The organism is Neisseria subflava, from assembly GCF_003044645.1.
Lineage (GTDB): Bacteria > Pseudomonadota > Gammaproteobacteria > Burkholderiales > Neisseriaceae > Neisseria > Neisseria subflava_B.
In genome coordinates this window covers 1-26,686 of sequence record NZ_POXL01000006.1, presented here as the reverse complement: position 1 = coordinate 26,686, position 26,686 = coordinate 1, and the positions used below count along the sequence as shown (strand labels likewise).

The 26,686-nt window shown below is 44.9% G+C and carries 20 protein-coding genes and 5 pseudogenes; 3 read left to right on the top strand and 22 right to left on the bottom strand.

Annotated elements, in window-relative coordinates; translation table 11 throughout:
• Position 1: 1 nt before the first annotated feature.
• The 12 genes and pseudogenes from DBY97_RS07500 to DBY97_RS11565 all read right to left on the bottom strand — a co-directional run.
• Positions 2-2,509, bottom strand: coding sequence for a TraC family protein (locus DBY97_RS07500; RefSeq protein ID WP_107697252.1), 2,508 nt, complete (start codon positions 2,507-2,509; stop codon positions 2-4).
• A 57-nt stretch (positions 2,510-2,566) separates the two neighbouring features.
• The gene (locus DBY97_RS07495; RefSeq protein WP_159068514.1) at positions 2,567-2,995 is read right to left on the bottom strand and encodes a single-stranded DNA-binding protein; all 429 of its coding nucleotides are present in this window, start codon (positions 2,993-2,995) and stop codon (positions 2,567-2,569) included.
• A 191-nt stretch (positions 2,996-3,186) separates the two neighbouring features.
• Positions 3,187-3,741 (bottom strand): hypothetical protein, encoded by a 555-nt coding sequence (locus DBY97_RS07490; protein ID WP_107697250.1) that lies wholly within the window; start codon positions 3,739-3,741, stop codon positions 3,187-3,189.
• A 244-nt stretch (positions 3,742-3,985) separates the two neighbouring features.
• Positions 3,986-5,122: an AcaB family transcriptional regulator gene (locus tag DBY97_RS07485; protein WP_159068513.1), complete on the bottom strand. Its 1,137-nt coding sequence runs from the start codon at positions 5,120-5,122 to the stop codon at positions 3,986-3,988.
• 427 nt (positions 5,123-5,549) lie between these two features.
• On the bottom strand, positions 5,550-7,067 hold the full coding sequence (locus tag DBY97_RS07480; RefSeq protein WP_159068512.1) for a hypothetical protein: 1,518 nt from the start codon (positions 7,065-7,067) through the stop codon (positions 5,550-5,552).
• Positions 7,064-7,816 carry a hypothetical protein gene (locus DBY97_RS07475; RefSeq protein ID WP_107697247.1) on the bottom strand — a complete coding sequence of 251 codons (753 nt, stop codon included), beginning with the start codon at positions 7,814-7,816 and terminating at the stop codon, positions 7,064-7,066. The genes DBY97_RS07480 and DBY97_RS07475 overlap by 4 nt, the downstream gene beginning before the upstream one ends.
• Positions 7,813-8,454 (bottom strand): hypothetical protein, encoded by a 642-nt coding sequence (locus DBY97_RS07470; RefSeq protein WP_107697246.1) that lies wholly within the window; start codon positions 8,452-8,454, stop codon positions 7,813-7,815. The genes DBY97_RS07475 and DBY97_RS07470 overlap by 4 nt, the downstream gene beginning before the upstream one ends.
• An 11-nt stretch (positions 8,455-8,465) precedes the next feature.
• The gene (locus DBY97_RS07465) at positions 8,466-10,127 is read right to left on the bottom strand and encodes a ParB N-terminal domain-containing protein (protein WP_107697245.1); all 1,662 of its coding nucleotides are present in this window, start codon (positions 10,125-10,127) and stop codon (positions 8,466-8,468) included.
• On the bottom strand, positions 10,124-11,032 hold the full coding sequence (locus DBY97_RS07460; protein WP_107697244.1) for a ParA family protein: 909 nt from the start codon (positions 11,030-11,032) through the stop codon (positions 10,124-10,126). The genes DBY97_RS07465 and DBY97_RS07460 overlap by 4 nt, the downstream gene beginning before the upstream one ends.
• 374 nt (positions 11,033-11,406) lie before the next feature.
• A pseudogene (locus DBY97_RS07450) lies at positions 11,407-12,120 on the bottom strand (IS5 family transposase); the annotation flags it as partial.
• A 223-nt stretch (positions 12,121-12,343) separates the two neighbouring features.
• Positions 12,344-12,661 (bottom strand): PoNe immunity protein domain-containing protein, encoded by a 318-nt coding sequence (locus DBY97_RS11570; RefSeq protein ID WP_283120756.1) that lies wholly within the window; start codon positions 12,659-12,661, stop codon positions 12,344-12,346.
• Positions 12,662-12,838: 177 nt separating this feature from the next.
• Positions 12,839-13,066, bottom strand: a pseudogene (locus DBY97_RS11565) (PoNe immunity protein domain-containing protein); the annotation flags it as partial.
• Positions 13,067-13,112: 46 nt separating this feature from the next.
• On the opposite strand from DBY97_RS11565, the pseudogene DBY97_RS07440 reads away from it, so the two are divergent.
• Positions 13,113-13,787 (top strand): annotated as a pseudogene (locus DBY97_RS07440) (IS30 family transposase); the annotation flags it as partial.
• A 756-nt stretch (positions 13,788-14,543) separates the two neighbouring features.
• Here the strand turns inward: DBY97_RS07440 and DBY97_RS07430 are convergent.
• The 5 genes and pseudogenes from DBY97_RS07430 to DBY97_RS07410 all read right to left on the bottom strand — a co-directional run.
• Positions 14,544-14,960 carry a hypothetical protein gene (locus tag DBY97_RS07430; RefSeq protein WP_234394530.1) on the bottom strand — a complete coding sequence of 139 codons (417 nt, stop codon included), beginning with the start codon at positions 14,958-14,960 and terminating at the stop codon, positions 14,544-14,546.
• A gap of 140 nt (positions 14,961-15,100) precedes the next feature.
• Positions 15,101-15,535 (bottom strand): hypothetical protein, encoded by a 435-nt coding sequence (locus DBY97_RS07425; protein WP_107857976.1) that lies wholly within the window; start codon positions 15,533-15,535, stop codon positions 15,101-15,103.
• A gap of 523 nt (positions 15,536-16,058) precedes the next feature.
• On the bottom strand, positions 16,059-16,337 hold the full coding sequence (locus DBY97_RS07420) for a hypothetical protein (protein ID WP_107857975.1): 279 nt from the start codon (positions 16,335-16,337) through the stop codon (positions 16,059-16,061).
• Positions 16,338-16,551: 214 nt separating this feature from the next.
• Entirely contained in the window at positions 16,552-17,157 is a 606-nt protein-coding gene (locus tag DBY97_RS07415) for a DUF4112 domain-containing protein (protein WP_107857974.1), read from the bottom strand.
• Between the two features lie 208 nt (positions 17,158-17,365).
• Positions 17,366-17,584: pseudogene (locus DBY97_RS07410) on the bottom strand (DUF6396 domain-containing protein); the annotation flags it as partial.
• A 764-nt stretch (positions 17,585-18,348) separates the two neighbouring features.
• Here DBY97_RS07410 and DBY97_RS07405 point away from each other — a divergent pair.
• The gene (locus DBY97_RS07405) at positions 18,349-18,765 is read left to right on the top strand and encodes a hypothetical protein (protein ID WP_234394529.1); all 417 of its coding nucleotides are present in this window, start codon (positions 18,349-18,351) and stop codon (positions 18,763-18,765) included.
• Between the two features lie 145 nt (positions 18,766-18,910).
• Positions 18,911-21,460 (top strand): DUF4132 domain-containing protein, encoded by a 2,550-nt coding sequence (locus DBY97_RS07400; RefSeq protein ID WP_107857972.1) that lies wholly within the window; start codon positions 18,911-18,913, stop codon positions 21,458-21,460.
• Between the two features lie 1,290 nt (positions 21,461-22,750).
• Here the strand turns inward: DBY97_RS07400 and DBY97_RS07385 are convergent.
• The 5 genes and pseudogenes from DBY97_RS07385 to DBY97_RS07355 all read right to left on the bottom strand — a co-directional run.
• A pseudogene (locus DBY97_RS07385) lies at positions 22,751-23,742 on the bottom strand (IS5 family transposase).
• Between the two features lie 189 nt (positions 23,743-23,931).
• Entirely contained in the window at positions 23,932-24,135 is a 204-nt protein-coding gene (locus DBY97_RS07375; RefSeq protein ID WP_159069482.1) for a hypothetical protein, read from the bottom strand.
• A gap of 441 nt (positions 24,136-24,576) precedes the next feature.
• Positions 24,577-25,386, bottom strand: coding sequence for a hypothetical protein (locus tag DBY97_RS07365; protein ID WP_159069481.1), 810 nt, complete (start codon positions 25,384-25,386; stop codon positions 24,577-24,579).
• A gap of 24 nt (positions 25,387-25,410) precedes the next feature.
• On the bottom strand, positions 25,411-25,890 hold the full coding sequence (locus tag DBY97_RS07360) for a LysM peptidoglycan-binding domain-containing protein (protein WP_107857966.1): 480 nt from the start codon (positions 25,888-25,890) through the stop codon (positions 25,411-25,413).
• Positions 25,890-26,686 (bottom strand): DUF2345 domain-containing protein (locus tag DBY97_RS07355; protein ID WP_107857965.1); only part of this gene is annotated, 797 nt, incomplete at its 5' end. The genes DBY97_RS07360 and DBY97_RS07355, both read right to left, overlap by 1 nt.

Sequence of the window (26,686 nt, the reverse complement as noted above, 5' to 3'; positions counted from 1 at the left end):
GTCAGTCAACCGTGCCGTCGCCATAGCGGTTCCATGCTTCCTGTCGAACCAAGTCTTCCACTTTTTCTCCGGCACGGATACGGTTTTTGATTTGGGTAAAGAACTCGCCCTCGGTGCTGAACAGAACCCGGTTGAACGGGGTTTCAATCAAACGGACGATACCGGCAGTATGGTCTCCGGAAACCAGAACAAATTCGCCATATTCGCCTTTAACGGTTTGGATCTTGTGCAACAGGGATTCAATGTAGGGGGAAGGATTGAACCATCCCTCGCGTTTTGCCTGTTCCAGCGTATCGCCGGTTTGGCGGAACATCATTTTCGAATAAGTCGACCCCATAATGTCTGCACCGAATTTGGTGGCAAACAATTGGTTGAAGGTCTGTGCGACCGCCCATACGCCACCGTCTTCCTTACGCACTTTCGAGCATAACTGACCGACCCATTGGGAAAACGGTGCATCTTTCAGCAAATCACCGCATTCTTCCAACCACAGCAGACGTTTGCGGCCGTCATGCACCATGAACATTTCCTGACTGATGGTTGTGGCCGTCATCATCAACACAACATCATGCAGGTGACGGTTGGTGGCCAATCCCGACATCTCCAATACCGTCCAATCCGCCTCGGTGCGCAGATTGTTGCGGCCGCGAAACCAACGCCCCATGCTGCCGGTCGAACCGAACGGCATCAGCAGCATCGCCAGCTCGTACTGTTTGCCGCTCATATGGCCGCTCTGAGCCTGCAGATACTGGATGACATCGGTAATTTCCGCATCATTGGCTTTAGCAGTAAAGACCGACTGAATGGCTTCCTGTATCAGGGCATTCTCCAAGTCATCCAAGCCGGCAGTCGGTTTGGCCATCTTGCCGAATATAGGCAACAGGATTTCCATCTCACGTTCGATGTCGCTGATTTTGGTAAACGGATTCAGGCACAGGTCGGCATCCGGATGAAAGTCGATAATCTGTGCACCCGCCGTCTGTGCAGCAGCGACATAACTCATACCCCGGTCTATGGTCCAGACTTTGGTACCCAAAGACAGCTCGTCTTGGATCATTCGCTGTGACAGTACCGATTTACCCTGTCCGGGCTGCCCCAGTACCAAGCCGTTATAATTGGAGTTGGATGATTCGAATATACCGAACCGGAAAGGTTTGCCGCGCCGGGTGGTAAACAGGTTGCGGCTCCCGAATCCGCTCCATTCGTCCATAACCGGAATCAGGTGTGCCGCCAGCCGTGTGGGCATGGTTTTAAAGCGGAATGTCCGTTTAATACTTTCGGGCGAAGCATTCATCGGCAGTGAATTGAAAAAGCTGACCGCAGGCAACAGCCGCTCCTGCCGCATCACGAATCCATTGCTGCGGAAATAAGAGGCCATTCTGGCCAGTCCTTCGCGTAATTCGCGCCGCGAATGGTTGAATAAAGAAAAAGTGGTACATGCTTCGACAAGCTGACCGCCTTTTGTCAGCTCTTCCTGTATCATGCGGAAACCTGCCAGACGGCGGCGCAGACGCGGAGAAAACTTCAATGCACCCGGAACTTGGGCGGCACGTTCGGTTGCAACCTGATCCGCACCGGCTTTGGTTCTTTTTTTATCCTGATTAGGGAAATGAATGCTGGTTTGCAGGATATAGGGCATACCCGGCTGTGGGCCGCTGCCGCCCGGATGTCCGAGAAGGTCAATCATCCGCGACATATGCCAGCGGTTCTCTTCATTTGGATAACGGTCCACGGTCAGAATACCGACATTTTGATTTTTTCCCTCATGGGAGAAACCCTTAAACATCAACATTCCGTTGCGGAACACATTCCAGTCGACCGTACTTCCGGGCGGGAACAGCTGCATATTGAGCGGCAATTCTTCATCGATGCCGTCATCCCATTTGCCGTCCATATCGAAAATACGGCGCAATACCGCCATGGCCTGACTGCGGCCGGCAACCGAAAGGTTGAATCCCGCCGTTTTAAGCTGTGTCAGACAATGCCCGTACAGTCTTTTAAATTCCTCGCATTCTTTGAGAAACTTGCGGTGATCTTCTTCGGAACCGTCCAGCGGTTTTTTGGTTTTGACGGGGATTTTGAGCGTCCATACACAAAGCGGATGAAGGATTTTTGCCGTACTGGAACGAAGGAGACGACGTTTGGTACCGGTTTCCAGATAATCGGCACGGTTTTCGACGGCCAATTTGGCTAAAGTAACCGATTCATCACCGACCGTACCGATACGGCCGACTTTATAGTGACGGATCGTCTCACCGATATCGGGTATCCCAAACTGGAAGAACGACATCAGGGTTCCCGCCGGATAACCGGCTTCCATCAACTCTTCAACAGCATTACCCATGGCCTCATTCCAGCCCGGAGCAGGCTCGAACAATGCCATGACAGCAATGGCATTTTCTTTTTCGTAATAGAAAATCCCGTCCTGATCGTCACCGGCGACCAGGCTGATGTATCGAATACCCTGATCGCGGTTACGGTTGATTTCGAAAATATCGGGTTTAGACATAATTACCCCAAAAGAAATATACAGGGGCGGCTACAGCCGCCCGGTCATGGCACATGATTAGAACGGAGAGTCTTCATCAGTTTCAGAAGCATTATTTTCATTGGTACGCGGAGGGCGTAATGAGACGGACTCGATACGAGATGAGTCCAAATTGAGGTAAACATTGTCGACACGGATTTTACGCGTACGCTGCAGCACACCTTCTTTTTCATAAGAACCGATGCTTTCGCGACCGGTCAGGGTGACCGGCATACCTTTGACAAGCAGGTTGGCCAAATGCTCTGCTTTACGATCCCAGTATTCGCATTCGACCCATTCGGTTGCACCGGCAACATAACGACGTTCGCCGGAAGAATTATCTTGGCGGTATTCGGTAGAAGCAATAGAGAAATTCAGAACGGTGGCATCTTCGCCGTTTGGACGTTTGATTTTTTTGAGGGTAATGTTTTGACCGAGATTACCACGGATAGTTAAATCAATAGACATAGCAGGCATTCCTCTCATAAGGATTGCCTGTATTTTGGATAGGGCATTTAAAATGCCCTTAATAAAGATGGGGGTAGGGTTAATTTACCTTATGAAATTTCTGCTGTCAACACTTTTCGAATAAAAACTTCAAAAAAATACCATATAAAAACAAGGCCGTCTGAAATCAGACAGCCTTACAGTTTATCCAATCAATAACCCGGAAAATCCTCTTCGTCGAGATTATATTTCATTCGATCCGGCAGCATTTTTGTATCCAACCCTGATACAGAAAGTGCATTCCCTGCCTCAACCTTGAGATCGTACAATTGCCTCAGTCTGAAGACCAATAAGCCTGCACGATGGAAAAAGTCACGCATCCCCAAAAATATCTGCAGATGAATCATGATTTCATCGGCCGAGGCATTCATCTGTTGCAGTAGTGCATAAATCTTATCCCAATCATACAGATTTTTTTTCCGGTAGGTAAAGCAGAACGATGGGATGTAGTATTGATCTTTCGGATAATCAGGAAGGTTTTTACCGATACCGTAATTTTTATGGGCCCGGGTTCCCAAAAGCAGAATCTTCTTCTGCTTCATTTCCCTGATATCTTCCAAAAAAAGCGTCATGTCCTCTACCAGCATACGCCATTCTTCTTCAAAACGTTTGATTTGTCCGTCAATGGCTTCAATACCCTTGAGACGCTGTAAGCTCGGATAAAGGTCGTATACTGCTTCAATAGAGTTTGGTTGCTGTTTCTGCATAATATCCACTTACTCAAAATCTGCCTGCAAAAAGGTGTATGCAGTGCATACAGTCATTTGTTCGTTTCCATGGTGTATACGGGGTATACAATTTTTAGTTCGGTTCCGGGTGTGTCCACTGGGCACAGTCCCCACTGTGTTTGCAAGGTGTATCCGGGGGATACAGTCCTGTTTTGTTTTCAGGTGTATGGGGGCATACAGTTACCCCCTTACCCTTAAAAGCCTTTTAGTATATTAAGTCCAATTACTCGGATTCTTCTTTTACCAATAACCCATATTGCTGTGTATACACGGTTATTTTATCCATTTCTTCCCGACTAAACGATGGCCTCATGAAAACAAATTCCGGCATAACCTGATAGTTCAACACTTCAAGCGGAATTGGGGCAAGGGCGTTTTCATGGACTGCCATCTGTAACCGTTTTCCCAGGCTACCGTTTTCATCCAGCAAAAAGTCTTTTCTGGAAATATTTTTGATTTTACGCATCCGCATAGTAACCAAATACAGGTTTTGATTGAGACGCCGTATTCTGGTTCCGCCGTCACGGATGATTTCGTTACACATCGAATTTTTCAGCAGTCCTTTAAGCATAAGCGTTTTAGCCATACGGATATACAGATCATAGGCCGTCAGAAGCTGAATTAGATTGAAACCGTAACCACGGATATGCCCAATCGGCACACTGACCGGCTTCTCATTTTCTACCACCCCAATATGTATTCCCGAAGAATTGATACGATCAATCAACAACTGCATCTTATCGGTTTCCTGCTTTAGGAAAGACGATGTTTCCATCAGTTCTTTTTCAAAATCAAGCAGTGCAGCATGGGCAAAAGGGTTGCCGTTTTGAGTCAGTCGAGCCAACTCGGCAGTCAATGCCATAACATAACGAATCCCCGGCCAACGGGTATGCGGTTGCTGTTTATCGTTTTTACCCTCCCAAGCCCGTACAGCCTGTTTCGTATGAAGCAAAACATAATCCTGCTCGGTATCGCGTAATTTACCGATACTGTCAAATTTGGCATCGGCACTTAAGAAGATATCAATCTCATCCAATGGGACAGTCTGAGTACGTACCGGTCTGCCGGACGACATCACACTCGGCGCACGATAAAGCCGTTTTCGATGAATGTAATTTTGCAGCAGAATTCTGTGGTTGGCAAAATTGAAAACTGCCTCATATTCAGGGTTTTCTTTTGGGAGGTTGAAGATATTAATCATGTGCGACCCACCAAGAATTGCACCTAAACGTTGCTCTTCTCCATCATAATCATAGCCGTTGGAAAAATAGGACTGTTTGGCAGTCGGTATTTTTTGAGACCATTCCGGCGGAGTCTGAATAGAGAAAGGTGGAATAACAATACGGTGTTTTGCGGCCATTCGAAAAGCTCCTCGGGTTAGTTTGTCAGTATGTTTTCGGGTGTATCCGGGGGATACAGTCCCCATTGTGTTTTCAGGGTGTATCCGGGGGATACAGTCCCCATTGTGTTTTCAGGGTGTATCCGGGGGATACAGTCCCCATTGTGTTTTCAGGGTGTATCCGGGGGATACAGTCCCCATTGTGTTTTCAGGGTGTATCCGGGGGATACAGTCCCCATTGTGTTTTCAGGGTGTATCCGGGGGATACAGTCCCCATTGTGTTTTCAGGGTGTATCCGGGGGATACAGTCCCCATTGTGTTTTCAGGGTGTATCCGGGGGATACAGTTATTCCCCCTTACCCTTAAAAGCCTTTTAGGGTATTGAATCTAATTACACAATCTGTTCCCCCCGTAAACGATGGCATAGAACCACCGTTTACACCGGAAATTACCGTGTAGGATTCTTTTTGCAGATCTGTTTAAGCAATTTATTCAGGCCGTTTTTGATTGCCTCCTTTGAATTTTGGCTAGGTACTCCCTCTGTTTTTTCGTTTTGAACAGCCATAGCAGCTCTAAGTTTCAGGCTTTCTTCGCGTTGTTTCTTAACTATCGGAGCAAAATTGCAAATCAGCCCATCTGTAGCTGCAGCTTGTTTACACAGATGAGTCAACAATCCCAAAGGGCTGCTGACAGGTTTGGTCTGTCCTGCAATTTCATCCAGAATCTCCTGGTACTGTTCCTGACCGCCGTCGGGATAGTACCGTGTGAATACTTTCCGGCAGTTTTCAGTCATTTTTGACAGCAGGCTTGGGTAAACCAATCCGTCAAAACGCCTGCTGTCGTCCTTCGTACTGGAGAGAACAGAATCATTCACAACCACCACATCTGAATCTGCCGAATTTGCCGTATCCGTTGGTGTTGTAGTTGTAATATCATCCAAAGGATGATGTTTGTAATTATCTCTATATATATTTCGCCAATTTGTTACTTCTGACTTTCTCCTTTTGTAACTTCTAAACTTCTGACTTTCTCCTTTTGTGACTTCTGAGTTTGCCAATTTGTTACTTCTCAAATCTTGGCCGCTTCCAGCTTGTACGTATTCGGTATCTTCAGAGTTTTCCAAAATGTCACTTCCGGATATCTGAGACTGCTTCTTCAATACGAAAAGCCGCATTTCGGGCTTTTGGGCAAGACTGATTTTTTTATCCAGCATGGCCATCAGCTTAACGCCGTCGATATGGCTGAAGATACGCGCACTTTGCTCATAGTGCTTTTCGATCAGCAATCCCGCATTTTTCAGCATAATCCGCGTTCTCTGCTGCGGTTTATATCCGAGCATGGTGGCGTCTTCCCATTCTTTAATGGTTGCGGAATAATACAGCCGCTGTTGCACGAAGGGATTGTGCAGCGTGGCTCTTCGTGCACTCTGATGAAGGGCGTTCGAAAGAATCACGGCGGCGTGGATATCGCCTGTCAGCCATACCAAGTCCAAGTGATATACAATCGAATCACTGAAATAGTCTCGGATAAAACCCAACTCCTGTTTGCGCCATTCTTCGATGGTCAATTGGGTAAAGCTGTCTAATCCGAAATGGTCGCAAATGGCGTTGGACAGTGCATCCAGATTAACGCGCACAGCCAATCTTGCGCCTTGGCCGATCCGGGCAGTTTCTATCAGGTTCAGTTCGGCCAGCTTGTCTTTGCACAATCCCTGTTCGCGTTTGGTCAAACCGGTTTCTTCTTCTGTTTCGGCAATGGATTTAAAAATCCAGCCGTTACGAATCTCGACATTAATGCCGACACGCAGCCAATACAGCAGCTGTGACAGGTAGGTAGCGGTTTTGAGGTTGCCGGTAATCTCAATCAGGCTGCGGTGAACCACAATTCGGCGGCCTGATTGCAAACGCCGCCAACAAGTGGATAACGCTTGGTTGAACTCTTTGGGAGGAAGCATATCGTTCATCATATCCCTCCATTTCCCGCACCATGTAGATACTGCCATGACAGATTGGCCATGGCCTGATAATTCAGGCGGAATACAGTGATATTGAATAAAGGATGCCGACCGCTTTCTATCAGACCGGCTTTGTCTAAGGCCTTCATCGATCGTTGCTGATCCTCATGAGACAGCATAGCCAGTGCGTTAGCCTGTTCTTCGTTATAGGGGATCCACTCGCTGTATTCACCGCGTTTGTCCGGTGTCAGATACCGTTGTTGTGCCTGTACTGCAAAATAAAACAGTACATCGTTAATTTTAAGACCTGAACGCAGCATTGCTGCCGTACACAAACGGTCTAGCGGTACCGACGGCATTTCGCCATAAGCACGGTCTCCTTGGTGCCGGTTATCCTGTTCGCGCAATGCTTCAGAGAAGTCTGATTCGTTCAGGCTGTATACCGTATGGCCGTCTGAACGTGCCGAATTCAGGAATTTAAGCTGTTTCAGCAGACGGCGTACCGAATGCCATCGGGAAACAGTCAGCCCCAAAGCTTCCAGCATGTCCTCATCTCTTATTTTGATCGACTGGCCGTAAGGACAATTCCGCAAAAACCAAGACAGGAAATAACCGGCATAGGTATCTCCCGCCAATTTACTGTAAGCGGGTACATACAGGATAGGCTCTTCCATAAGTGAACCTAAAACCGAATTGGCTGTTTCGATTTGGCCGACAGCCGCCAGTTCCGGATATTCGAAAAGGCTGAGAGTTTTGCTCATTTTGCATACTCCGAAATAGCGGTATTCATTTGTGACAGCGCGTAGTCGGGAAATTCCCGGCATAATTTCTGATAGCGCACAAAAGTATCTTTTTCCTGGCGGCATAAATCCGACCAATAGGCCGCTACCGTCAGCTGCTCTTCTAATTCCAATGTTTTACGGCGGCCGCACACAACCGGCTGCTCCATTTCCAGCCGCATTTTTTTGATGTCGGCCGAAGTCAGCATGGCGCACATATTCAGAATCATGATATTGCTCGCCCCATGGGCAATCATCCACTCGCATTGTTCCAATTGATTGTTCCGCTTCGCATTCTGTTCACGTTCGATCCACATGATTTCCTGCAGGGTATTTAAATCAACTCGAACCTCCAGTACGCCGCCCAGCCTTTCCGCAATCGTTCCAACCTGCTCGGGTGTCAGCTTGCGCAGATATTCAAAAACTTCCGCATATTTGCACAACATGACCGAGTTTTTGATTCGCTCCTGTTTATCAGGCAGGCCGGATGCCAGGATATTGATAATTTGGCTGTACAGCAGGGGATTCTTTCCGTTCAAATGGAGCCGGTAAGTATCAGCAACCGGAGTGTGAGGGCGGAACCGGCCATGGCTTTTAGTACCTCTTTTTTCGGCAAACATCGCTACCTCCCTTACATCACTCTAAACAGCGGCCACTGAAGCGCATCTGAATGGTTGACGTAAATCACTGCTTGCAGATAATCAAACAACAACGGACCAAGTTCCTCATCCATGGTCATCAGGTAGTAGACATTCAGATTGAGGTTCTGAAAGTATTTATCCCCACCCAAAGCATGTTCGGTAATTTGGCTGTAGAGTTCAGGATTACGGTATGCTTCGGCCAAAACAGGGTATTTGCGCTCGTTGGACAGGAATGGATTGTATTTCTGCAGCATATGAGGAGACTGGAACAGTTCCTCTTGGCCACTTGTTTGCCACAAATATCCGAAGATAACTGCGGCACTTGGGTGACGTGCATTCAAACTGCCGTCTATCAGCTGCAATCCGATCCATTCCGGCTTTGAGAAATCAGGCAGATCCATCATGTAGCCATAGGGCATTTTGTCGTCAAATACCAGAAAATCACGGATATTCGCTGCATTTGCCAGCTTAATTACGGTTTCATGCAATTTCTGTAATGCCTGACGGCCGTCTTGAGTCTCAACAGTTAAAGAAGGGAATACGGCTTGCTGAAGAGCAGGGGACGTATTCGTAAATTCGTTTTCCTCGGACTCTGGGGTAATTGCCCCGGACTGCGGATTGACCGCAGCCCGAGTCACGCTGTCGCTCTGAATCTCATCGTCGGTAGGATGCTCACCGGTTGACTGCTGTTTGACTGCAGATGCTGAACCAGTATCATCATTATGTAATGCCGCCCGCTCGGTCGGCCGTGCTGGCGCACTATTTTTTTCTGCTCCAGATTCGATGTCGTATGCAGTTTCAAACTGCTGTTGCAGGTATTCCTGAAGAGCCGGAACATCAAGTTCCGCCTCTTCAGTATGCTCGGCGCACCATGTCTCCAGAGTATTTTCCCAGAAGAGGGCAAACGTCGGTTCAGGTTCTGAAACGTCAGGCAGCTGCTCCAGCAAGTCATTGTATTGTTTGCGTAATACTTCGGTTTTTGACAAAGAGAGAGCATTGCAGAATTTGCCGAGGACGCACAAATTGTCTGCAGCGAAGAAATACAGCGATAATGGCCTTAATGAGACGGCCAAACCTTTTGAATCGAACCCCTCAATCAATTTACGCAATCCCAGTTTATCCGCCGATTTGGCCTGCAGCATATCGCGGATGTCCGCATAAGCGCAGGCCTTATCCCAGAACACCATGTCGGCGCGCTGTTCGTTCTCAATCAGATGGGCAATCTGGATGTCTTCATCATTGGTGTATTCGATATAGATGCAAGGAATGCTCGCAAAGCGCGAATCTCCGGTTTCCGCATAGAGTTCTTTGACGATTTTAAGGCGCGTATTACCGCCCTGAGCCAAAATATAACGGCTTTCATTAGGTCTGCGCGTAATATGGACAGGATGCTGGACACCGGATGCGCGGATAGATGCCTTAATCTGGGCATACAATTCCTCATCATGTTGGCGGCGCGGATTTTTATCGAAGAAATCGATATCGCCGACGGCAATATTTAAAAACATGCCGGGAATATTGTTAGACGGTGTTTTAGCCAAATCCATACTGGTTTGCGATGGATTGGAGACGAGCAGGCTGGAACTAACCAGCCCTTCAGTCAGTCTTTTGACCGGTTTCACAGGTTGGTTTTGATTGGCAGTCATCATCATTCCCCTTTGTTTTCAGTATCAGCTTCAACAGGCTGTTCAGGATACAAATCAGCCATATTATTGAAGAAAGTACCTTTCAGCTGTTTGTCGCGGATTGGCGGAAACAGCTCATAGACAAGAGAAGTCATAACTGACAGGGCGGACTCGGATTTACCGGCATGTTCGCGTTCGTGGACATGTACCGGAATCCGGAAAGTAGAAGCCTCCAAATATGCTTTTGCATAAGGAATAACGGTATTCAACAGCTGGTTTTTACCGTCAATGGAAGTATTGAATTCGTCTTTGATTTCATCTGCAATCAGTCGGGCATTGCGTGACCGGTCTTGCGCATAAATCAAAGCACGCAGCGGCGGAACATCCAAATTAATCGCAGAGCCGAGACTTAATCGATCCAGCAAACCCAATGTTCCTTTTAAGAATTCCCGCGTGCTCAGTGCACTTGGGTTAATCGGGCTGATCAGCATGGTCGAAGCATAGACGACCGCATCCTGTACCGGACCGACGGCACCTTGGGTATCGATAATAACGATGTCGTAGTTGGATTGAATATAGGGATGTACCAGTTTTGAACGCAGCAAAACGGCACGGTCGATACGGCCTTGGACATTGATGCGTACATCATCCGACAAATTATTGGATAAGACGATGTCAAGGTTCGGATAAACCGTATTTGAGATAGTCGATGTAATGATATCTTCAGAGTTTTCACCTAACAAAAGCTCGACGATACCGTTTGGTGCGGTGTAATGAAGTGGATAATATTTGCTTAAGGAAGCCTGAGGGTCGGCATCAATCATTAATACACGAAACCCCATATCGGCAAGCATACCGCCGATATTTGCAGTAACAGTTGTTTTTCCTGTTCCACCTTTGGTTCCCACGATTCCAAGAGTTGTAATAGGCATAGGATGACCTTTGTAAAAATGTGTTAAAAATAGGCCTATACCGTATATATTGATTGTTTTTGAACACAAGGCAGCATTTCAGCTTTTTTGCTGTCTATTAGTTCGCATAATTTATATTATGTTAAATTCATAAAATGACATTTGAGCCTGATAATTCCAGTTTCTCTTAAATTCTACAATTACTTACAATATTTAAAAACAAAGGTCGTCAAAATTTTTGACGGTCTGAGACCTTTGCAAAATTTCTCCCACCCCTACAGCCGAAATCCAAACAAAGATTTTCGGCTGTTTTTGTTTCAAATATCCACTGATTCTACTTAAATCCCCCCTTAATCTCCCTTGGATACCTGATTAATCAGGCATCCAGCCGCCTTTTAGGCAGCAACAGGCGCACTTAGCCTGTTGGCGGCTTTCAAAAGGTTCAAACACATCGCCTTCAGATGGCTTTGTGCACTCACTTTAATCAGCCCGAAATAGGCAGCCCGCGCATAGCGGAATTTACGGTGTAACGTACCGAAGCTTTGTTCGACCACATAACGGGGCTTCGACAAATATCGGTTGCGTTTGGTTTGCGCTTCCGACGGCGGATGTTTGCGGTGGGCTTTGCGCATAATGCCGTCCTGCAGTCGACGCTCTTTCAGATGTTGTCGGTTTTCCTCACTGTCATAGCCTTTGTCGGCATAGACGGTCGTACCTTTGGGCAGTCCTTCCAACAAAGGCAACAGGTGTTTGCACTCATGGGCATTGGCAGGGGTAATGTGCAGTTTCTCGATATAGCCTTCCGCATCGGTACAGGTATGTTGTTTGTAACCGAGTTTGTAGAGGCCGTTTTTCTTTATCCAACGGGCATCGCTGTCTTTACTCGGTGTGGTTTGGCCGCTGACTTGTCCTTCTTCATCGACTTCTATGGCCTAACACTGTTTGCTGCCGGCGGTCTGAATAATGGTGGCGTCAACGACGGCGGCGGATGCTTTCTCTACTTTTAGGCCTTTTTCAGTCAGTTGGCGGTTAATCAGTTTCAGCAATTCGGACAGGGTGTCGTCTTGCGCCAGCCAGTTGCGGTAGCGGCATAAAGTGCTGTAATCTGGAAAATCCCCTAAATGTCTTGGTGGGAATTTAGGGGATTTTGGGGAGTTTTGCAAAGATCTCAGCCTGTGTTCGTTGTCGTATAGTTCGCAACGCTACACATGTAACATAAGGTCGTTCAAACGGTTTTTTTGTTCTTGAGGAGTTATGCTTTTGTCCTATATAGAGATCGAATATTTGAGGCCGTCTGAAAGTGTTTCCCAGACGGCCTTCCCCATTGCCATCCTATATGCCGTCCAATACCGCAAACCCTTGTTTACGGGCATATTCGATATAGTCCTTCGGATAAAAACCCATTGCCTTTAAGGGTTGACCTTCTATATCTTCATGAAGCAGCCGGGTCAAGATGGCGGTTTCGAATGCCCAGTAGCCGAAGAACAACTCTCCATCCCTAACTTTATGATAGTCATAGCAATAAGTATCCTTATTGGTTTTGTACCAGCCTTTCAGGTAGTCCCGCAGTAGCCTGCCGCGAAGGATACCCGAAGATTCAAACGGGTTGTCGGGGTTCTTGGGCGGATGGATGATGTCGGGTATCAGCATATAGACGCTTTTTGGAAAAAACGGTTCGGGATTGACCTGAACCCTGCCCCGATAACCGACCAAATCCAGCAATGCCTTCATCGGTGCATCCACCAGTGGCGCACCGCCAAGGATGCGCTCTCCGTTTTCGTCCAAATCGGGCGAAAGCCAGCCGGGGATGCGGTTGAGGCTTTCTTTATGGTTGGACAATACGGCCAGCCCCAGCAGCCAGAGGATATAGGCGTAGGAATCGGCTTCCCACAGTTGCAGCTTGTCTTCGGGGAAATCAATATCGAAATGCTTGTGGAAGCGTTCGAGCATGTCATGGGTGGCGGAAACGACTTCGGGCATGGGAAGGCCTGCGGAATAGAGGAGTTGGCAGTAACGCATGGCGGTTGATATTTGATTCCAACTCAAGCCGCGGTGATAACGCCTCTGCCCACTTTCTTGTAAGAAAGATTGCTATGAGCTACACACAATCACACTCTATCACAGCACCGTTTACCCCTACCTTCGCCAAGATAAAAGCAACGGCGGCACGTTGTGGCAACATCTCAGAATATGCAGCAAAGTCTACCACAAACGCTACGGCAGCACACAGACCAGAGGCAAAGTGCCCAACCGCGTCTGCATAGAAAACCGACCCGCCATTGTCGACTAGAAAACCCGTATCGGCGATTGAGAGGCCAGCACCATCGTCAGCAAAGATCAGAAAAACGCATTATTGACCTTGGTCGAACGCGTTACCCGCTACACCATCATCTGCAAATTGAATAGCTTAAAAGCCAGAGACATTGCCCTGGTAGCTGTTAGAGTATTGAAGGCGCATGAAGACAGGGTGCACACCATCACCATAGATAACGGCAAAGAGTTCTACTAACACACCCAAATAGCCAAAGCATTAAAGACGGAAACCTATTTTTGCCGCCCTTACCATTCTTGGGAAAAAGGGCTGAATGAAAACACCAACGGACTTATCCGGCAATATTTCCCCAAACAAACCGATTTCAGAAACATCAGTAATGGGGAGATACGCAGGGTTCAAGATGAGTTGAACCACCGGCCGAGAAAAACACTTGGCTACGAAACGCCAGGTGTTTTATTCTTGAATCTGTTCCAACCACTGGTGCCCGAGTGTTGCACTTGAAGCCCGAATCCAACGACCTTTATAAATTTAGGGCTAATCTAGTACAGCCCCTAAATTTAATCTGTATTTTGCTTGAAACTTAGTCAAGGATTCAAATAATGAAGGATTTAACTCAATAATCGTCCCAAGCAAAATCCCTTAACTACTTCATCTTTAATTATCTCTCCACTGTTCCCAATATAAATATGCCTCTCACAGAAATCGCTTGAGTCGCGATAAAATTCCATGGACCTCTGCTTTGGAGTTGGTACAGATTCATCTGTATAGAATACATCATTATTATCTGGCAGGGAAAAAGAAAAACCAAGATAGAGGGTTTCATTAATATTTTTTTATTATATGAGAAGTAGATCGGGGAAGATTCATTCTTCCCTAAATTGAAACCCCAGTAATTTTTCATGCTTCATCCTCAGTCTGATTTTCATACGTTCTAGAAACGTCAACTTGCAACCAATAAGAAGATGAATTATGGATGACGATTTGTCGTTTTTGTTCAGTAATGAAGTCATGTATCACAAAGGGAAACACGTAAAGCAATATTAGGAAAATTATTTTTTTCATGATAGGTTAGAAAACAAAAGGTTCAAAGAGGGCTCTTTCCGTTCAATAAAACAATTCAACCAGCCACCGTATAATTTTTGCATCTATCCGTTGAAGGAGGTTGGGATGCAGTGGAGCAACAGGACCGCCATTAGGTCCGCCACTCCAGCCGATATATTCGTCATTGATAGAGAGTCTTGCAAAATTTTCAGGAACCTATTCCGAACCAAATGGGGATGTATCTCGATAATAGTAGAGCAAATTATCCTTTTCATCGGCAATAAAGATTGCTGTCCTAAAGCCGTTCCATCCTGTGCAGGCAAAGATTTTTCTATTTTGTAATGTCTTTTGATCTTGTAATAATTTATTTTTAAATCTAATTATCTCTTCAACTTTTTCTTCCTCTCTGCTATGTCTAGTTTCACAAAATTCATATTCCTTATCATCAGATAATCCTTTTGAGATTTTGTTTATAAAATAAAATCCACAAGAATAATTGTTATATTCAATAAAGTCATTATTCTGGTAGCATTCGCTATTTATATCCAGGTTATTAATTTCCTTTCCAATATCCTTGATTCTCCAATATTCCACTAACCCAAATATCAATATAAAGAAACCAAACCATTTCACTATTTTTCATAAATTTTGCCTATTATTTCAAAACTACTTCAATTGGGATTAAAACGATATTCTTTGAAGGATAAAAATACCGGAAGGTCCTCTTTTATATTTTAAGTGCCTGAATTTTAGAAAATAAATATATTAATTTTTTATTTATAGCATAGATTATCAATAAATTCTGCTTCTATCCTATGGAGAATAGATGGGTTTATAGAAAAGGATTCTGCTTGAGCATATAGACCTAAATCGAATATACCTTCTTCATCTAAGTTCAAGTCTAATGACATGCCTAGCCAAACTTCATTATAGAGATAATAAAAAGACAGCAATTTACCTTGGCCATCATATAAATAGATACCAGAGTTAAGGCCATCTATGCTTAAAAAATTTCCTATACTATCCAAACAAACAACAATTTTTTTATTTTCACTTATGCTAAACCTTTCGCACTGATCTCCATCACTAGGAACTTGATAACTAGGTAAAGTCTTTTCTTTATAATGGCAATATGCGCTATATCTAAAATAAAAATAAGAAAAAATTATAGTCAACAAAATAGTTATTAAAGCAAATTTTTTAAACATGATTCCACTTTAAAAGAAGGTCGTCTGAAAAGTCTCAGGTGACCTTTATTAATATTGTGTTACCAACCTAAGCTACTCTTACTTTATTCCCCATACAGAGTCACAATGCTTTGGCACCACTATGTTTGAAACGACAGAATTAGTCTATTTTTCATAACTGCAAGCAAGGGTGTTCATTTCCATAGCAATTTGCTTTTTTCAACATTTTCTCCATTCTTTATTAGAAATTTCTTTATGGGTTAATCCTATCAAACATTCTCTTTCCCAATCTAAGCATTTCTATTTTAAGAAAGAAAAGCCAATTGTCTTTCAGGATAGCATGTTAAAATATTACTGCAGTCTTTCCTAATCACCAGCCATTACACTGTCTAATACGAATTCCACCTGATGGTTCGGGTAAAACACCCCTATAAAGGGATTCGAGTATTCAGATAACTGTGCCGTATAACGGTAAGTCACCTAGTCATCAATATCGATGGACTACTCCTGCCATATTTTACTAAATGATTTTGGATCTCTAAAATTAATGCTCACTTAAATATTTTTTTGTTTCCTCTTGTATCTCTACAGTACATGGAAATTCATTAAAAATATTAGCATTACAATATAATAGGTATTGTTTCAATTGCTCTTTAGGTACATCTTGTATATCACGATCTCCTATGGGATCGTAGTATATGCTTTGAAAAAACCACGGTTTTTTTAAAAAAAATACATAATTATTGTCAAATTCCCCTGTTCTATCAACAATACCTATAAACAAATACAATAATATAAAAATAAAAACCAGCATTTTATTCATAAAGTTTCCTTATCTAATTTTTTAAGTTGTAATGCTTACCTTAAAAACAGCAAGGGACGTTAACTTTAGGCTGTCTGAAATGGTTTCTTTACAGATTCCACATCTTACTTCGTACTCTACCGATCTGCCTTTCCTCCAAAAGCCAACAAAAACACGAGTTTTCAGCTATTTTCGTGCCTAATATCCCCTTTTCTTCCTTACCTCTCACAAACATTCAAAACCAACCAGCAACAACACTGAACAGATAAGTCATACCGCTCCATATCCATTTACTCATTGCAACCGTTATCCACCCCATCAGCACCAACACAATCAAACCAAAAAAATCAGGTATATGCATATAAAGCCAAACCGCAACAGGTTTTTGCCAAAAATCTGATTGTTGCTGTTTCTTCTCCAAAGCCAAATGCATAAATGGGCGCTCTAGATGCAGATCGCTGTCTATACCATACTCGCTACGCACATATTCATTGATGATTTTCAAAGTACGGCGGCTCGGTTGCAGGAAAATATCGATAAGTGTACCGACAACAGGAATCATGCCGAGCACCATATCGGCAAAAGCAAGATATACAGCAGGACGCATTTTATGATCCGGCACGCCCAACTCCCGTCCCATACGAAAAGCCTTCATCGTCAGAAAAAGTCCGGCAATATCCCCGACAAAGGGGATTAGCGACAATATGACATCAACACCCATCCCCTGTTTGGTAAAAGGAATGCAGAACAAACTGTCCATAGTATTGGCATATTTAGCCAACTCGCGCTCACGTCGGATGATTTCCTGACGCTCATAAGGTATAGATTTATGCTTCATCATGTTTTTATATTGTAGTGGGTTTAATAAAATTTAGAGCGGCACAACGCCATGACCGTTTACGGTTATTCTCTATAAAAGCCAATTACAGCATGGCCGTTTGTAACACAAGGTCGTCTGAAAAGCATCTGGGTGTTTTCCTTTCATTGAAGTAGCGCTTTTAGACGACCTTTGAACGTGGTCAAACTACTTTTGGCGCACATTGATTCTCTTACTTCGTCAGCCCAGTATTCGGATCCAATCCCGCCTGTTGCTCCAATCTGCATACCAGTTCATCGGATGGTTTTGCCAGAGCAGATCCTTCTTCAAAACGTTGGATAGCGATTTTATCGTCCCAGCTCTGCAGTTTTTCCGGAGGCAGCGGGACGATTTCGTCTAGATCATGGACGTTGTGCTCGGGTTTTAGGTGAGCGTTTTTCCAAAGGCCGTCTGAAAGATTGAATTTGGGCAATTCAAAATCTTAGCCCCTATTCAATTACACCTGCTATCAGTGATAGAGTAACAGTCTGTAAGTTGAAGGTACTTGGTATCGTACTAAGGCTCCCTGCTCTCTACCCTATTCCACCAACCAATAATTAAGTGGTAGAGTTACGGCATGATTAAACTGCCAAATTTCTCTTAAAACCTATTGATTTTATACCCAAAATTTGAGTACTATTAACCTACCCTCTAGAGTATCATTAACTCTCAGTTAGCAATTAGGAGCAAAAAGCAAATTTAATATAACAATAAGGAAAACTTCCTTAATTTATATTATATTAAATTCATAAAAATAGCATTTAGTCTACTAAATCCTGTTTTCCTAGCTGTACAATTACTTATTTAAACACAAAAAGGCCATCTGAAATGTTTCAGACGGCCTTTTTCTCTATTTTATGCCTTTTATGCATTCACACTTCATACTCCTTGTAAAATAGCTAGACTTTTTCTATTGAAAAATTCAGCTATCTCAAGGTAAATCAAGATGAAAAATATTATTATCTTGATTGCCAACGGCACAAAATAGCCAACCTGAACTTGCGTAAAGCAGATAAATACCTGTAACGTGAACTTCAACAAAGTTCCTTCGGAACTAAAATGTAAAGAGCAACCTGCACTCGTATCTATCAATGTGAAGGCTGCTTTGTTTTCAGCCTATCTGAAACGATCAAAAAACAGTATGATTTGTCTGTTTTCTGTTTGGAAGAGTCATCCATGATCGCAGCTACCATCACCATCCAAGACCAAAATCTCGCCGGCAAAGTGTTGCATGAGTTATTTTTAAAATTTAGATCCAACCACATCAGCGCGGCGGAGCTGATTGCCGAACGCGTGCGGCAGGAAGTTGCAGCCTACAACAACCGCGCCGCCGATGTCCTGCTACGCCACAGCCTCGTTATCCCCACCGATCGCGGCGACATCGTGATTCGGAAAACGCACGGCAAAAAAGACACGCACTCGCAACCTGTGGACGCGGAAAAGCAAATCGTTATCGCCTTGAAAGCTTTTGAGCAGAACGCGTTTTTCATCCTTGCCGACAACCGCCAACTGGAAACGCTGGACGACATGGTGTATCTGCATGACGGATTAGTCGTCAATTTCATCAAACTCACGCCGCTAGTAGGCGGATAAGCAGCCTGAAAACCGCCGCGCAACGCTACCTCACCTTTGTAGAAGATGCCCATACAGCCTGAATAGTGCGGACAAGAAAACCCTTACCGACGTTATCCACCTTTGCAGCGAAATAACCAACACATTGATACACAAGGACAGTCCTATGAGCCAAAACCAAACCGTGCAGATTTCCGACAGCCACCGTGCCAAGTTTAATCAGCTTCTCAACACACTGGAAAAAGAATGGCTCCAAAGCCGTTCACACGAATACGACACGATAAACCTGAAGCTCTGCCCTAGTTTTGCCGAAGTGGAGAAAGCCGCACCCGGATACCGCGTCGATTTGCTGATCCACTGCATTGATTTGATACGCGGCTGGGGACGGAATAAAATTTTTAAAAATATGGGCGAGGACAGGATACACAATTACGGCACCATCCGTGTAGCGGTAGCGATGGCTCTGGCGCGTAAAACGTTGCCGATGACGGAGCAGGATGTGCAGCATATTTTTGCCGCAATGCTGGACGATAACGGGCTGTCCAAGCGGGAGGCAGACTACTATCCTCTCAAATATCTGATAAACCAAATCAAAAAACAGTTTCCCAATCCGAGTGAAACGCTTTCAGACGGCCTGAAAAACGTCTGCGACCGTTACCGCGTCTTTGCGGAAAACCTGTGGAACAAGAAAGCGGCTACCGCCAACCTTGCCGCCCTGGCAGAACTGGCAAGCGGTTCCGCCGAAGCCTGTTTTCCCGCCCAAGACGACGAGTTTGCCCGATACGCCAATCCGCAACTTGCTGCTCTGCCGCCCGAACAGCAGGACGTATGGAGCAAAATCATTGCGCTTGCCCTATCCGCCAATGCGGGCAAGCCGAGCGAAAAATACCTGAAAGAAGCCAAAACGCTGATTGACGGGCTGAGTCCGGACAGATTCAAAAAAATGCTGCACGGCTGGATAAAATTTGTCTGCAGCAGCGAAGTGCAGACCGAAACCGTCACCCACGGAGCATACAGCTACGACACTCATATCCTGCCCGTTTGCAGCATCAACCAGACCGTGCTCAAAGGGCTGGTGTGGATGTGCAGCCACTTCCACGACAGCGCCACCCTATCCGCCCTTACCCAACTTGGGCTGCATTCATACGACAAAATCCCCAATCTCGGCGCGCGCTATGCTTCCGTGGGCAACGCCTGCTTCTATGCGCTGTTCCGCTCCAAAGGGCTGGACGGCATCGCCTGCCTTTCGCGCCTGCGCCTGCGGATTAAGTTCAGCAACGTGCAAAACTCGATTGCTAAATATCTGGACGAAGCCGCTGCGCAGCGAGGCGTATCCCGCAACGAAATCGAAGACATGGCGGTGGACGATTTCGGCTTGCAGGAAGGCCGCCGCGACTACGACTTCGGCGGCTACACCTGCCGTCTGGCAGTTACGGGTGTAGGCAAGTCCGAACTGCGCTGGTTCAAACCCGACGGCTCGCCGCAGAAAACCGTGCCCGCCTTTGTGAAAACCGACTACGCTGACAAACTGAAAAAGATTAAAGCTACACAGAAAACCCTCAACGCCACGCTCACCGCCCAACGCGACCGCTTGGACCAAATGATGCGCTCCGAACACCGCGTACCGCTGGAACACGCCGAACAGTATTACTGGCAACACGGGCTGATGTCCTGCCTCACGCGCCCGCTAATATGGCAGTTTTTCCGCGACGAAAACGATACGCAGGGCAAATCCGCGCTGTGGCTGGAGGGAACATGGGTGGACGAAACGGGCGCGCAAACCGATGTTTCGGACTGCCTGCAAGTCAGCTTGTGGCATCCCGCGCTCGCTACGCAGCAAAGCATCGCCCAATGGCGCAAACTGCTGCTGGACAAAGAAATTCGCCAGCCGCTGAAACAGGCATACCGTGAAATCTATCTGCTCACCGAAGCCGAAATCAACACCAAAACATACAGCAACCGTTTTGCCGCCCACATCCTGAAACAACACCAATACATGACGCTTGCCAAGGGGCGCGGCTGGAGAGGCTCACTGGCAGGCGCGTGGGACGGCGACGACGCAACCGTATCGTTGGATTTGCCCGAATACAACCTGCTCGCCCAATTTTGGACAAACGCAGTGGATAGCGAAGAAGTATGGACGGAAAGCGGCATCTGGCAGTATGTCAGCACCGACCAAGTGCGCTTTTACCGGTTGGACGACGATTACAATGCTACCGCGCTGGACTTAATTGATATTCCGCCGCGCGTGTTTTCCGAAGTGCTGCGCGATGTCGATTTGTTTGTCGGCGTGGCAAGCGTAGGCAACGATCCGACTTGGGAAGACAACGGCGGAGAGGCACGTTTTTACAGCTACTGGCAGAGCTATTCCTTCGGCGATTTGGGCGAAGTCGCCAAAACCCGCAAAGCCGTATTGGAAACCCTGCTGCCGCGCCTGAAAATCGCCAAGGTTGCCCACATAGACGGCAACTTCCTCGTCGTGCAGGGCAAACTGCGCACCTACAAAATCCACATCGGCAGCAGCAACATCCTGATGCTGCCGGACGACCAATACCTCTGCATCGTGCCCGACAGCCGCAAAAAAGACGCATCCGACAAGCTGTTTATCCCGTTTGAGGGGGACAACACACTCTCGGTAGTTCTCTCCAAAGCCATGCTGCTGGCAGAAGACGACAAGATTACCGACAGCACGATTACCTCGCAGATTCAGCGGTAAATTGGGACAGCCTGAAAACCGCAAATGCCTCCATCCTTGCGGTTTCAGGCTGTTTTGGAACACAAGACGCGTAGGCAGCAAATGCTCATCACGCGCATAGACCAGGCTCAAATCCAACATTTCAGAAAGCTTGACCGTTTTGTTAGTTTTTGAGCCGACCTGAGCTTGCTCGATATCTGCCGCCAAAGGTCGTCTAAAAATCCGTCCAAACCTTTAAATTTAAGGAAATTAGAATGACACCGAAAAAACAAATGAACATCTTTTGGTATTCAAATCCATCATTTGCTAGCATACCAGATTATTGTCTTGGCAGATGAACATCCACGTTTTGGGATATTCGTTTTCCTAGCTAGACCGTCAGAAACCCAAAAACCAGCCTACACCTCTCCCTCTCGCCTCAGTGAGGGGACAGATTACCGAAACCCTATCGTTTGCCACAAAGCCTAAGTGAGAATTTCAGCCGGACATAGTTCAGAAATGCAATGGAAATTCAAATGAAAAAAAGAGTTGATAACCTTTGAACCAAAATCAAAGTTATCCATTAATGATCATCTTCGCCTGTAGGCAGTTTTAGATGGATTTAGAATTGCGTGTGGAGCGTATATGATCTCAGTAGATACAATCTATTCAGGTCAGCTTGATTGCACGCGCTATGGCTATGGTTTGAAACAATTATTTAGACGGCCTTAACCCTAATTAGTATATAAATTAATAGAAATGATATTATTGTAATATCAAAAATAATAAAACTAGATAGCATTTTAGTTATAGAATAAGTTTCACTTAATATTGATTTAATATTATCTATCATTTCTAGTTTATATTTAATTTCTAAAAATATATTTAAAATATAACCTATTTGCAAAATAAACAATAACAAAACAAAAAGTATCATTATTATTTTACTATAAATACCCACTTTAAATCTCCTATTAATTTACGAAAAATACTATAGTTATTTATCATGTTATGTGATGATCCACTTACCCTTTGTCAGTAAGACTTCCTGCGAACAGATTCAAAATGCTGCGTAATAGTTGATGCAGGAAAAAGAAGTGAGGAAAATTAGTGGGGTTAACTATAATTTAAATTTGTTAAGTGAAATCAACTAATTTAATGTACAAAAGGAGTAAACTGAAAATACAGCTCCAGGTAAGTTGAGACCTTTGCAAAATTCCTTCTCCCCCCCCCGACAGATGAACCTAAACAAAGATTTTCGGCTGTTTTTGTTTCAAATATCCACTGATTCTACTTAAATCCCCCCTTAATCTCCCTTGGATGCCTGATTAATCAGGCATCCAGCCGCCTTTTAGGCAGCACAGGCGCACTTAGCCTGTTGGCGGCTTTCAAAAGGTTCAAACACATCGCCTTCAGATGGCTTTGTGCACTCACTTTAATCAGCCCGAAATAGGCAGCCCGCGCATAGCGGAATTTACGGTGTAACGTACCGAAACTTTGTTCGACCACATAACGGGGCTTCGACAAATATCGGTTGCGTTTGGTTTGCGCTTCCGACAGCGGATGTTTGCGGTGGGCTTTGCGCATAATGCCGTCCTGCAGTCGACGCTCTTTCAGATGTTGCCGGTTTTCCTCACTGTCATAGCCTTTGTCGGCATAGACGGTCGTGCCTTTGGGCAGTCCTTCCAACAACGGCGACAGGTGTTTGCACTCATGGGCATTGGCGGGGGTAATGTGCAGTTTCTCGATATAGCCTTCCGCATCGGTACGGGTATGTTGTTTGTAACTGAGTCTGTATAACCCGTTTTTCTTTGTCCAGCGGGCATCTTTATCTTTACTCGGTGTGGTTTGGCCGCTGATTTGTCCTTCCTCATCGACTTCTATGGCCTGGCGCTGTTTGCTGCCGGCGGTCTGAATAATGGTGGCGTCAATGACGGCGGTGGATGCTTTCTCTACTTTTAAGCCTTTTTTAGTCAGTTGGCAGTTGATCAGTTCCAGCAGTTCGGACAGGGTGTTGTCTTGCGCCAGCCAGTTGCGGTAGCGGCATAAGGTGCTGTAATCGAGGATGCTCAGTTCGTCAAAACGGCAAAACAGGTTGAAATCGATGCGGGTGATGAGGCTGTGTTCGAGTTCGGGATCGGAGAGACTGTGCCATTGGCCAAGCAGGACGGCTTTGAACATGGACAACAGGGATAGGCGGGGCGGCCGCGGTGGTCTCGGAGGTAACGGATTTTTTGACGATTCAGGTATTGTTCGATCGGTTGCCAATCAATCACTTGATCCAACTTCAATAGTGGGAAACGGTCGATGTGTTTGGCAATCATGGCTTATGCGGTTTGCTGAAAGAAGGTGCTCATGAGAAATCCCCTAAATGTCTTGATGGGAATTTAGGGGATTTTGAGGAATTTTGCAAAGGTCTCAGGTCAGCAGCCCGCATTCGTTATAACGGTAGCGGGTTTCACGTCCCATTTCATCAGTAATTTTAATGGGACGGCCCAATGCATCGCGTTCAGTTAAAACGCTACTGCCATCTGCAAAGACTCTTTTAACGACTTCGCCATGATGGTCGTAATAAAGGTGTTCACTACGCCCGATTTTTTCAGTTTCTTTAAGTCGCTGTTGATGTGGTTTGCTTGGGCAATACTTTCTGTTGCAGTATTGCCCGCACGTTTGGCGGCAGTATCTAGTAATTTGACAGCTATCAATGTTTTTCGCATGCGTCGTATTGCCTTGCCCATTTTCAGGACTTCGCCTTTTACGCCTCCCTGAGCATCTGCACTGACGAGTATGCCTTCGAGGTCACCCGTGCGGGCAGTGTGCTGACAACAGGGGCGTCTGAACTTTGGTTTCGCTGGTGGAGGGAATGAAGTTTCCAGTGCTGCGGAAGTAGTGTTCCAGATTGTCCCTTTACCTATTTAATAAATAACATGTAAGTTAATAAAAATAATATAATTAAAACATCAAAAATAATAAAAATAGATAGAATTTGTGTTATGGAGTAAGTTTCTATTAATAGCTTTTCAAGATTATCCATCATTTCTAGTTTATATTTAATTGTTAAAAAAACATTTACAATATAACCCACTTGAAAAATAAATAATAACGAAGCAATAATTATCATTGATACTTTACCTAAAATACCCATTTTAAGTTTCCTATTAGTTTATGGAAGAGCCTACACTCCCTGCACTAGAAGCAGGACTACTACCCGAACTCATTTGTTCAGAACTAGAAGAATTGGCACTACTTCCAGACGAATTTCCTAAACTACCGGACGATTCTCCCAGTGAGCCAACTTTTTTTAAATTATTTATTTTAGCACTATTAGGAAAATAACTTTTCATCCTATCAGTTACATTTGTTACTCTATTGTCCCTATAACTCTTTTCATCTAAAAATTTTTTCAAAGAACTAGGGATTGTAAAATCCTCCTTATACGTATATAAATTATAACTAAAAATACTAACATTCGTATTGAAAATTTTAGTTCCAGCCTTGATTAATACATCAATTACTTTAGTAGTACAATTATTCCCTGATAAATCATAATGATCAATTACTCTTCCAAATTTTTTAATGTCTTCAGCTACTCCCTTACCATCTGGATGTTCTGAACTGCTATTCCAAATTTGATCAAAGATTTGTTTAACTTTTTCTTTTGAAACATCAGAAATTAAATATGCTTGGCATGAAAGGCGATACAGCTCTTTCTTTATATAGGTTGTAGCTTGAGTACCAGTATATCTAATTAGTACACCCTCTCCCATCAATCCCGCTGTTACTAAATAAGCATCATCATATCTGCCATACGTATATAATATTAGATCATCTTTATTATGTACTGTTAAGAAAGTATGCCCCGTTCCTTTAGTTTCTACCCAAATACATACCCCTTGCAAAGGGGCATAACTTTGTAGAGTTGTGATAGGTTTACCATTTATTGTTCTGTCGTTTCGTTTAGTAGACACAATTTATTCCTCTTAATATTTAATTTACCTTTTACATCCATGAGGTAGTAATAATTTAGCCCCTACAATTGGCTTGTCACCATCAGAACAACTATCCTCATAAATAAATATTTTTTGAGTTCCAAACTTTTCTGCAATCCCTTCCCACGTATCTCCAGCCTGTACTTCATAAAATGCTTGCCGGTAATCTTCCGGCTCATTATTTTTGTTCTCTGTCTCACGAAGTTCAATTTCATATACTCTGGGTGCCATAATCGGCTGCGTTATGACGTTTTTCACCCAGTAAAAAGGTTGAGTGCTGAATGCGGCATCTTGTCGCTGTCCCTGAGTCCAAAAGCGTACCCAGATTTTTTTTCCAGTAATCAATTCTGAGTCAAATGCTGCCGTACCGTTTTCATCGGCAACATCTTTACGCAGTATAGAGTCGTACTGCATGATTTGGTAGCAACATTTGACCATAGGGTTGTGGTCAGCATCCAAAAATTCAAAACGATATTCAGCCATTATTTTTCCTCACTTTCTTTACCCGGCAATAAGATGGCATTGCCTGCAAAAATTTTTACTATCTCGGCTTTATCCGAATATAGCCTGTTGGTTCTTCCCATTTTATCAAGTGTACCATGTTGACTTTCTCTGTCTTTATTGCCTATTACCGTAAAAGGAATCTTTTTCTCTGAAAAACCAAATATGTCGTAAAGGTCAAGTTTGTTACTAAATATTTGCAAAGGTGGAATATTTTGTAATGGATAATTTATCCCTTTTACCCCATTCACCACCAACGGCGCCCTCACCCGCACCACCTTCGGACTCCCGATCTCAACTTCCCCGTTGCTCAACTTGATATACGCCCCTTTGCAGGTAATCAGTATCTCTTCCTTCGCCGCTATGGTGACTTTCCCTGCACTGCTGGTTAACGTTGCATCCTTTAAGGCATTCAGCTGCAATTCGTCATTCTGTGCCTGTACTTCTACTTTGCCCTGATTGGCCTGCATCTTGATGCCGCTGCTTTGCGCAAACAGGTTGAGGCTCTCTGCCGCATGGGCGGTCAGGCTTTGGCCGGCGGTAATGTCGGTATTTACCCCGCTGACCAGGTGGATGTTTTCATTGGCGGTGTGCAGTTGGCTTTGCTCTGTTGCGGTAGCGATGCCGGCCGGGGCGGTTTGGATCAAGCCGGCCTCTTTCAGGTCTTTAAGGGCGTCTTTCAGACGGCCCCTTTGGGTTTCTTCATCGGTGTGGTGGTTGTTGGCCGTTTGGGCGGCTTTGTTCAGGCTTTTGGCCAGGGAGAGTGCTTGTTCGAGTT

Coding starts and splice junctions, on each gene's coding strand:
- DBY97_RS07500 (WP_107697252.1), bottom strand. CDS start 2,509: ATGTCTAAACCCGATATTTTCGAAATCAACCGTAACCGCGATCAGGGT.
- DBY97_RS07495 (WP_159068514.1), bottom strand. CDS start 2,995: ATGTCTATTGATTTAACTATCCGTGGTAATCTCGGTCAAAACATTACC.
- DBY97_RS07490 (WP_107697250.1), bottom strand. CDS start 3,741: ATGCAGAAACAGCAACCAAACTCTATTGAAGCAGTATACGACCTTTAT.
- DBY97_RS07485 (WP_159068513.1), bottom strand. CDS start 5,122: ATGGCCGCAAAACACCGTATTGTTATTCCACCTTTCTCTATTCAGACT.
- DBY97_RS07480 (WP_159068512.1), bottom strand. CDS start 7,067: ATGATGAACGATATGCTTCCTCCCAAAGAGTTCAACCAAGCGTTATCC.
- DBY97_RS07475 (WP_107697247.1), bottom strand. CDS start 7,816: ATGAGCAAAACTCTCAGCCTTTTCGAATATCCGGAACTGGCGGCTGTC.
- DBY97_RS07470 (WP_107697246.1), bottom strand. CDS start 8,454: ATGTTTGCCGAAAAAAGAGGTACTAAAAGCCATGGCCGGTTCCGCCCT.
- DBY97_RS07465 (WP_107697245.1), bottom strand. CDS start 10,127: ATGATGATGACTGCCAATCAAAACCAACCTGTGAAACCGGTCAAAAGA.
- DBY97_RS07460 (WP_107697244.1), bottom strand. CDS start 11,032: ATGCCTATTACAACTCTTGGAATCGTGGGAACCAAAGGTGGAACAGGA.
- DBY97_RS11570 (WP_283120756.1), bottom strand. CDS start 12,661: ATGCTGATACCCGACATCATCCATCCGCCCAAGAACCCCGACAACCCG.
- DBY97_RS07425 (WP_107857976.1), bottom strand. CDS start 15,535: ATGTTTAAAAAATTTGCTTTAATAACTATTTTGTTGACTATAATTTTT.
- DBY97_RS07420 (WP_107857975.1), bottom strand. CDS start 16,337: ATGAATAAAATGCTGGTTTTTATTTTTATATTATTGTATTTGTTTATA.
- DBY97_RS07415 (WP_107857974.1), bottom strand. CDS start 17,157: ATGATGAAGCATAAATCTATACCTTATGAGCGTCAGGAAATCATCCGA.
- DBY97_RS07405 (WP_234394529.1), top strand. CDS start 18,349: ATGATCGCAGCTACCATCACCATCCAAGACCAAAATCTCGCCGGCAAA.
- DBY97_RS07400 (WP_107857972.1), top strand. CDS start 18,911: ATGAGCCAAAACCAAACCGTGCAGATTTCCGACAGCCACCGTGCCAAG.
- DBY97_RS07375 (WP_159069482.1), bottom strand. CDS start 24,135: ATGCGAAAAACATTGATAGCTGTCAAATTACTAGATACTGCCGCCAAA.
- DBY97_RS07360 (WP_107857966.1), bottom strand. CDS start 25,890: ATGGCTGAATATCGTTTTGAATTTTTGGATGCTGACCACAACCCTATG.